Raw genomic sequence first — 8233 nt, forward strand, 5'->3', positions numbered from 1 at the left:
TAATAATTATCTTAATTTCAAGGTGATAATACCGATCAGAACCAGCACTATGGTAATAATCCAGAAACGAGCCATTACTCGAGGCTCAGGCCAGCCACCCTTTTCAAAATGATGATGAATTGGTGCCATTCTGAAGATTCTGCGACCTCTCCACTTGTAGGAGCCTACCTGCAGGATCACACTGACAGTCTCAAGAACAAAGATACCGCCCATAATGAACAGCAGGAATTCCTGTCTGATCAGAATTGCGATAATACCTAAAACAGCACCCAAAGATAAGGAGCCAACATCACCCATGAATACCTGAGCTGGATATGAGTTAAACCATAGGAACCCTAAACCTGCACCGATGATTGCAGTACAGGCAATGGTGATTTCTGAAGCCTTTGGAACATAAGGAATATATAGATAGCTTGCAAAGTTTGAATTTGAGGTTACCCAGGCGACAAAAGCAAGACCAGAGGCCACGGTAATGGTAGTGATGATTGCAAGTCCATCAAGACCGTCAGTAAGATTAACCGCATTTGAGGAACCGGTAAGCACGAAATAGGCCAGAGGGATAATCAGGAATCCTAAATCAGGCATAAAATCCTTAAAGAAAGGAACCACTAAGGTTGTTTCTGCAGGAGTGGATGCTGTTCCGTAAATGCAGCAGGCTAGGGTGATTGCACAGGCTGACTGCCAGAAATACTTATATTTAGCTCTAAGTCCATGAGGGTCGTGACGAACTACCTTAAGATAGTCATCAGCAAAACCGATGCAGGAATAGCAGATAAGGGTTGCCAGGGTATACCATACATAGACATTATCAAGCTTACACCATAGAAGCATTGATAAGGCAATTGAGCCTATAATCAGAATACCGCCCATGGTTGGAGTACCGTTCTTTTTCAGATGAGACTCAGGGCCATCATTTCTAACAACCTGACCAAAATGTAAAAGCTGCAGTTTTCTGATTACATATGAACCGAAAAACAGAGAAAGGAATAAAGCTGTAAACAGTGACAGTACAGCTCTGAATGTCAGGTACTCAAAAACACGAAATGATGAAATGTACTGACTTAAGTAATCTGATAAAAAAACTATCATTTATTTGGCCCCTAGAGCGATAAGTTCCTTGGTAATCTCTTCCATATGCATAGAATGTGAGCCTTTTACTAAAAAGCTTGTATATGGGTGATTGTTAATTACAGTGCGTGCATATTTTACGAGATCTGCGTGACAATTAAAATGCTTTGCTTTATTTCCTGCCTTTTTGCAGGTGTGTTCAGTTAGAGGACCAACACATAAAAGCTCATCAACTTTAGAGGCCGCATGCTCACCTACACTTTCGTGAAGCTCGATCGCAGCATCTCCAAGCTCACCCATGTCACCAAAAATCATAACCTTATGACCTGTCTGAAGATTTAAGGTATCAAGAGCTGCAATCACAGCGTTATAGCTTGCATTGTAGGCATCATCAATAACACTCATGTTACTGAAGGTGTTGGCAAATAGACGCCCCTTGATAGCACCAGAAGAAAGCAGGCCTTCCTTCAGCTTTGCCTCATCAGCTCCGCTGATTAGAGCCAGAGTACAGGCGGCGGCTGCATTAGAAGCATTGTGGGCGCCCATTACATTCATACTGATATCAAAACTCTGATTAGGACAGGTTAAGGTGAAACTCAGGCCATCAGCAGAATTCTTAACATTGGAGAAACGTACAAAGTCAAATTCATGGGAACCAAAGGACAGAAGTTTTCCACTTGCAAAAGCTGACTTATAATCAGACTTCCAGCGTTCAAAATACTTGTTGTCAGATGGAACTGCAGCCATACCGCCACGGGACAGTACATCCTCAAGAATTTCAGACTTTCCCTTGTAGACTCCGTCATATGAGCCGAAACCTTCAATATGAGCTCCACCAACATTGTTGATGATAGCAGTGTCAGCCTTGACGAACTCACAGGTATGGGCTATATCAAAGAGATGACTGGCGCCCTGTTCAATAACAGCAAACTCTGTATCTTTCTCCAAACGCAAAAGAGTTAGAGGAACACCAATGTCATTATTGAAATTTCCGTTGGTGCACATACTCTTGCCACAGAGTGAAAGAATTGAGTGAGTAAATTCCTTAACTGTGGTCTTTCCACATGAACCGGTAAGACTAGCAATTTTAGCCTTTGACTGACGTCTTACCAGATAACCGCAGTAGCCTAATGCCTTCTGGGTATCATTACACAGTACTACAGGAACCTTATTGACGACATTCTCAGGAAGAACCTTTGAGGAAACAACTGCGACCGCACCATTATCAATTGCCTTTTCAATAAAGTCATGACCGTCAAAACGCTCTCCGACAAGAGCAACAAAAAGAGCATCCTTACAGTTACGGGAATCTGTGCTTACGGCACTGATTTCTCTGTCAGCGCCAAGAAGCTTATAGTTTGCGTATACTGCAAGCTCACTTAATTTAAAACTAATCACATTTAACTCCTAAAAGCTTGCAGGCGACCTCTCTGTCTGAGAAATGAATGGTCTTGTCCTTAAAAATCTGATAATCCTCGTGACCTTTTCCGGCAATCACGATGCAGTCCTTTTCAGTTGCGTGCTCAAAGGCATACTTGATAGCCTTCTCTCGATCCTCTATGCAGACATAATTATGAGCTTCGGCAATTACACCGTTCTGCATATCATCTAAAATAGACTTAGGATCTTCAGTTCTAGGGTTATCTGAGGTGAAAACTGCATGATCCGCAAAAACAGAGGCCTTGATTGCCATAATCGGACGCTTTCCTTTATCTCTGTCACCGCCACAGCCTAATACACACCAGATCTCACCGTCAGGATGATGTTCTCTTACGCCACGAAGAACCTGCTCAACACCATCAGGAGTATGAGCATAGTCAACAACAATATGAGGCTTGTGTTCTGCGGTAAAGCACTCCATTCTACCCTTGATTGGCTTAAGCTTTGAAGCTGTGGCTAAAAGCTTATCCAGAGGGAAACCAAGATTCAGAAGAACAGTTAAGGCACATGCAAAATTTTCAACATTGAATCCGCCTAAAAGACCGATTTCGCACTTGCCTGAGCCATAGCTTGATTCAACCTCGATAACAATGGAATGTGCCTTATAGGTAGCTGACTTGATCCATACATAGCGGTTGAATAAAAGGGAATTGGTTGAGCTGAAGAAATCGCTCTTGCAGCTGTAAGCTACACAGCCGTGAAGCTCTTCACTGTACTTTATGCCCTGCTCATTATCAACATTCAGAACTATACGCTTAGGAGAAACTCTCTTTAGGAAGTTCAGCTTAGCCTCGGCATATTTTTCCATGGTCTTGTGATAATCAAGATGGTCACGTGTCAGATTGGTATAGCCTGCGGCACTGAAACTGCAGCCATCAATTCGACCTTCAACAGCACCTATTGAAGAAACCTCCAAAGCTGCGTAGTGAGCGCCCTGATGAACCATCTGATTTAAGGTTTTCTGCAGAGTTACTGCATCCAGAGTGGTATTTGAACTTTTCTGAAGATCTGGAAGGAAACCGAAACCTAAGGTACCTAAAACAGCACACTTGGTATCCATTCCAAAAGAAAGCCACTGGGCAATTAGCTGAGTAATGGTGCTCTTGCCGTTGGTACCGGTAATTCCGATAAGTCCGATTTTATTTGAAGGATTATCGTAGAACCAGCTTGCCAGAAGACCTATTTTCTTATCCTTAGGGATCTTGATGACAGGAATGGTTACTCCTTCTAAATCCTCATCTGATGGAGGATTCTTATCCTGATATAAAATGGCTGCAGCGCCTGCCTCCTGGGCTGAACGCATATATTTGAGTCCGTTGGTTCTGGTTCCCTTTAAAGCTAAAAATGCTGAACCTTCCTTTATCTTTCTTGAATCTATTTCAAGATCGAGAACATCTATATCCTCGACCTTTTTCTTTAAACCAAGGAAGCTTACAATCTGTTTTAATTTTTTCATTTTTACTTGTCTTTCTTACTATTTTCTTTTTCCAGAGGTACATCCGGCTTAATGTTATATAGCTGCAGAGCTCTGGACATAATCTCACTGAAGGCAGGACCTGAAACGGTACCACCGTAGAACTTACCTGCCTTAGGCGCATTGATAACTACAACAAGAGCAAATCGAGGATTTGAAATCGGAGCAAATCCGGCGAAAGTTGCCATATAGAACTTACCGTAAGTTCCACCTGATGCAATTTTTGCTGTACCAGTCTTACCCGCAACTCGATAGCGATCAATTGCCGCTTTGCCACCGGTACCGTTGTTAACTACAGATTCCAGGGCACGCTGCATATTTACCACCAGCTTTGGAGACATTACGTTTGTACTCTCCGGAACCTTAGGAACTCTTAGAATTGATACAGGTAATCTGTTTCCGCCATTAGCCAGTGTGGCATATGCTGAAGTCAGCTGAATATTTGTAACTGCAACACCGTAACCGAAACCAAGTGTGGCCTTATCAATCTCGGACCAGAAAGGTCTGTTTTCATTAAGTCTTCCAGGACTTTCTCCTGCAAGACCTGATGCAGTTTTACTTCCAAAGCCGAATCTATCCAGTACCGACATGATTTTATGAGGACCAAGCCTCATAGAAATACGGGCCATACCGGTATTTGATGAATACTTGATAATATCAGCAAGTGTTCCCTGACTCATGGCATGAGAATCCCTTACCATTTTACCATCAACTATAAATGGTCGGGTATCAAAAACTTCATTCCAATTGGTTGTTTTAGCCTCTAAGGCGGCCAGAGCAACTAGAGGTTTCATGGTTGAGCCTGGCTCAAAAATATCTGTTACAGCTCTGTTTTTGGCGTTAGTACTGTCGAACTTCTTTCTGTCGTTAGGATCAAAGGATGGTGAGTTAGCAATCGCCAGCACCTCACCGGTTTTAACATCCATCAGAACAGCAGTACCACTGTCCGCATCATTCTCTTTTACGGTATTCTCCAAAGCAGCAAAAGCAACTTCCTGAAGTCTGTTATCAATACTCAGCACCAGACTACCACCCTGAGTTCCCTTTTTTACCGTTCCAAGATTTTCAACGATATGATTGAATTTGTCCTTTTTGGCAAGTCGGGTAGAAGCAGTTGAGGTCAGAAATGAGTTAAAGCTCTGCTCCACACCATAAACACCGGCTCCTTCACCGTTTAAAATACCGATGAGAGTGGCATTCATAGCTCCTGTAGGATAGTGTCGACGGTAGCTGTCACCAAGAATAATTCCGTTTTTACCTAAGGCCTTGAGTTTTTTAGCCTTATCAACATCAAGATAGCGTTTTAAGTGAACAAAACGTCTTGTCTGATCTGCTGTCTTCTTATATAAGGCGTTAACATCGATATCAAGAATCTTGGCAATCTCTGCCATCTTCTTTTTATCAGCATAAACACCTTCCTCATGAAGGAATTTAGGATCAGCATCTACTGTTTTGACAGGAACAGAAATAGCCAGGATTCTGCCGTTTCTGTCTGTGATAAGACCGCGAGGAGGCTCATAGTGATAGTTTCTTACAACACGAGCATTTCCTTCAGCGATTAGTTTTTCAGGATATAGGATCTGGATCCACAGTAGCCTTCCAATTAAGGCTGCCATAAATAAAAAAGCAATACCCCACACGCTGAAAATGCGGAATTTGCTTATTTGTAGGCGACTGCTCCCTTGTTCGTGGATTAGGGCCATTTTATCTTAAATCAATTACAACTTCGTCTTCTGTTTTTGGCTGAACCATGGCTAGTTTTTTAATAGCAGACTTTCTGACTACAGAATACTCTGTCAGGACTTCTCTCTCAGAAAGCAATGAAAGCCATTCCCTATGCATCAGTTCATTCTTTGAGGTTACTTCATTCAGCTGAATTGTAATATCACGGGTCTGCTGAACGATATGTACCTTATAAACCGATAAACATGTCGCTACTAAGATTAACACAAAAGATAAAGAATGTGCGAAAACGTCTTTCAGTATTGTTGGCACCAATGCCGATTTCTTAGCTGAATCAAGCTGACCAGTGTATAAGGGTATTGCTAAAATTTCTGGGGACAGGTCGTCATTTTGACTGTCTGCATTGGCGATACGAAGAATCCTCTGCTCTGTAACTTCAGTTACAACAGTTTTTTCTTCTTTCTTTTCTTCCTTAGGAGCAGAGATCTGAATCTTTGCTACATCAGGTGCCTGTAATTTACTGTTAGCTTTATGTTTGTGAGTCGATCTATCACCAAATTGGGGTTCTTTTTCTTCCTCAACTGGCAGATTGTCTTCTAATTTTCGTAATGCTGATGACTCTTGCATTTAAGGTTGCCTCTTAAGTCGCCTGCATACTCTCAAAGTTGCACTTCGAGATCTTACATTTGACTCTATTTCTTCTGCGGATGCCTTTATGGCACCTCCAACGGGCTCCACCTTTGCTGTAGCTAGTCTCATTTTTTCTGTTTCTTCAAAAGTCAGAGGTAATCCATTAGGAACCTTCTGCCCCTGAGACTTATCTTTTATAAATGTTTTTACGATTCTGTCTTCTAGTGAATGGAAGCTGATTACACATAATCTTCCATTGTCAGCTAACACCTCCAGACTGCTGTCCAGAGCTTTTTTAAGTTCATCAAGCTCCCCGTTTACGGCAATTCTCAATGCCTGGAAACAGCGGGTAGCCTTGTGTTTAGGAGTAGGTTTACCACCGATTACTCTTTTAATGAACTCCGAAAGTTCCAATGTTGTTTCAAAAGGTTTCTTCTCTCGGTCTCTTACAATTGCGGCAGCAACCTTTGATGCAAAGTTCTCCTCACCGTATACCTTGAAAATATATGCCAGATCCTGTTTTGAATAGGTATTGACGATGGTCTTTGCATCTAGTTTTGCACTCTGATCCATTCTCATATCCAAAGGTCCGTCCTTTTCAAAGGAGAATCCTCGTGAGGGATCATCTATCTGAGGAGAGGAAACACCTATGTCCATCAGAATACCGTCAACCTTACCTGCTATTCCAAGTCTTTCACAGACCTCAAGAATATTTGAGAAGGCACTGTGTGTAATGCAGAAACGTTCGTCTTTAATCTCTTTAGCTGCTTCTACGGCAGTTAAATCTCTGTCTAGTCCGTATAATCTTCCTGAAGGTCCAAGTCTTTCTAAGATCTTTCTTGAATGCCCTCCCCTGCCAAAAGTAGCATCCACATATATCCCGTCCGGCTTGATATCAAGACCATCTAGGACTTCATTTAATAAAACAGGAATATGAGAAAAAGCCATCTACAACCTTCATTCGTTAAGTTACAGCTTGAGATTTGCCAGCAGGCTATGGGATTCCATTGATTTACAGGCATCCATAAGCAGGTTATTATCAATCTCTCGCTGAGCTTTAAAGTTTTCTTCGGACCAAAGCTCAAATTTATTGTTAAAGCCAATCAGAAATGCTTTTTTCTCTAGTGATGCCTCAGTTCTTAATTCCTGGGGAATAAGAATTCTTCCCTGAGCATCAAGGCTACAGAAAACAGCACTTCCAAGTACAATACGCTGAATAGTGCGGCAAAGTGGATCGGTAATTGTTGGGAGGGCGCCAAGGGATTCCACCACATTCTCCCACTCGGAAGTAGGATAAATCCAAAGGCATTTGTCAAAAAGAGATCTGGTGACTATCAGCTGACCATCAGACTCATCTTTAATTACATCCTTGTAACGGGCAGGAATAGCCATTCTACCTTTAAGATCAAGGCTGACATCATTGGTGCCACTTAAGAGAAGGCCTGCAAACATCCAATTTCCTTATGGGGTAGAAACAATATCCCCACAAATTCCCACTTTCCCCCATTAAGTTTATCAAAAGATTGCAGTTTTTCAAGAAAAAATAAATTAGGAAAGAATTAGATTTAAGATAAAAAAACAGTAAGTTAAATATATTTGACGGCTATAAATATTCCAAGATCTTTGTGTAAATGCAGAGCAAGTCACAAGATTGGCTTATTTAAGCGATCTGACAAAGCAAAGGAAAAGAGAAAAAGAGTGAAGAAAAAGTGGGAGAAATTCAGGCATCTGATGATTCAGATGCCTTATAAAAGCTATAGAACACCTATTTCCTTATAGAATTTCTCAGCTCCGCTGTGAAGTGGTAGATTAGCTATATCCTTTACAGCATTCTTTGGATCAAGTCCACGAAGATTAGACTGAGCCTGACCTAACTCTTTTATGTTATTCCAGAAAGTCTTGGTCAGATCGTAAACAGTCTGCTCATCAAGATCACCG

Annotated in this window: 8 protein-coding genes; all 8 read right to left on the reverse strand. The window is 41.7% G+C overall.

The features are described 5' to 3' along the window. Positions 1–6: 6 nt before the first annotated feature. Positions 7–1089 carry a phospho-N-acetylmuramoyl-pentapeptide-transferase gene (mraY, locus tag QZU45_RS05370; RefSeq protein WP_295352560.1) on the reverse strand — a complete coding sequence of 361 codons (1083 nt, stop codon included), beginning with the start codon at positions 1087–1089 and terminating at the stop codon, positions 7–9. Beyond that, the gene (gene murF / locus QZU45_RS05375) at positions 1090–2466 is read right to left on the reverse strand and encodes a UDP-N-acetylmuramoyl-tripeptide--D-alanyl-D-alanine ligase (protein WP_295352563.1); all 1377 of its coding nucleotides are present in this window, start codon (positions 2464–2466) and stop codon (positions 1090–1092) included. Beyond that, positions 2459–3964, reverse strand: a complete 1506-nt coding sequence (locus tag QZU45_RS05380) for a UDP-N-acetylmuramoyl-L-alanyl-D-glutamate--2,6-diaminopimelate ligase (RefSeq protein ID WP_295352566.1) — start codon at positions 3962–3964, stop codon at positions 2459–2461. The genes murF and QZU45_RS05380 overlap by 8 nt, the downstream gene beginning before the upstream one ends. 2 nt (positions 3965–3966) lie before the next feature. Then, positions 3967–5598 carry a penicillin-binding protein 2 gene (locus QZU45_RS05385; RefSeq protein ID WP_295352569.1) on the reverse strand — a complete coding sequence of 544 codons (1632 nt, stop codon included), beginning with the start codon at positions 5596–5598 and terminating at the stop codon, positions 3967–3969. 88 nt (positions 5599–5686) lie between these two features. After that, positions 5687–6292: a cell division protein FtsL gene (locus QZU45_RS05390; protein ID WP_295352572.1), complete on the reverse strand. Its 606-nt coding sequence runs from the start codon at positions 6290–6292 to the stop codon at positions 5687–5689. Continuing rightward, a complete protein-coding gene (gene rsmH, locus QZU45_RS05395; RefSeq protein ID WP_295352575.1) occupies positions 6293–7243 on the reverse strand; it encodes a 16S rRNA (cytosine(1402)-N(4))-methyltransferase RsmH in 951 nt (316 codons plus the stop codon). Between the two features lie 21 nt (positions 7244–7264). Continuing rightward, the gene (gene mraZ / locus QZU45_RS05400) at positions 7265–7747 is read right to left on the reverse strand and encodes a division/cell wall cluster transcriptional repressor MraZ (RefSeq protein ID WP_074942837.1); all 483 of its coding nucleotides are present in this window, start codon (positions 7745–7747) and stop codon (positions 7265–7267) included. 302 nt (positions 7748–8049) lie between these two features. Further along, on the reverse strand, positions 8050–8233 hold a 184-nt coding region (locus QZU45_RS05405; RefSeq protein ID WP_295352580.1), incomplete at its 5' end, for a TAXI family TRAP transporter solute-binding subunit.

This window comes from uncultured Succinivibrio sp. (assembly GCF_902756765.1).
In the GTDB taxonomy this organism is placed as follows: domain Bacteria; phylum Pseudomonadota; class Gammaproteobacteria; order Enterobacterales; family Succinivibrionaceae; genus Succinivibrio.

Bases quoted from the DNA above. Each gene is read 5' to 3' on its own strand.
- mraY (WP_295352560.1), bottom strand. From the start codon at position 1,089: ATGATAGTTTTTTTATCAGATTACTTAAGTCAGTACATTTCATCATTT.
- QZU45_RS05380 (WP_295352566.1), bottom strand. From the start codon at position 3,964: ATGAAAAAATTAAAACAGATTGTAAGCTTCCTTGGTTTAAAGAAAAAG.
- QZU45_RS05385 (WP_295352569.1), bottom strand. From the start codon at position 5,598: ATGGCAGCCTTAATTGGAAGGCTACTGTGGATCCAGATCCTATATCCT.
- QZU45_RS05390 (WP_295352572.1), bottom strand. From the start codon at position 6,292: ATGCAAGAGTCATCAGCATTACGAAAATTAGAAGACAATCTGCCAGTT.
- rsmH (WP_295352575.1), bottom strand. From the start codon at position 7,243: ATGGCTTTTTCTCATATTCCTGTTTTATTAAATGAAGTCCTAGATGGT.
- mraZ (WP_074942837.1), bottom strand. From the start codon at position 7,747: ATGTTTGCAGGCCTTCTCTTAAGTGGCACCAATGATGTCAGCCTTGAT.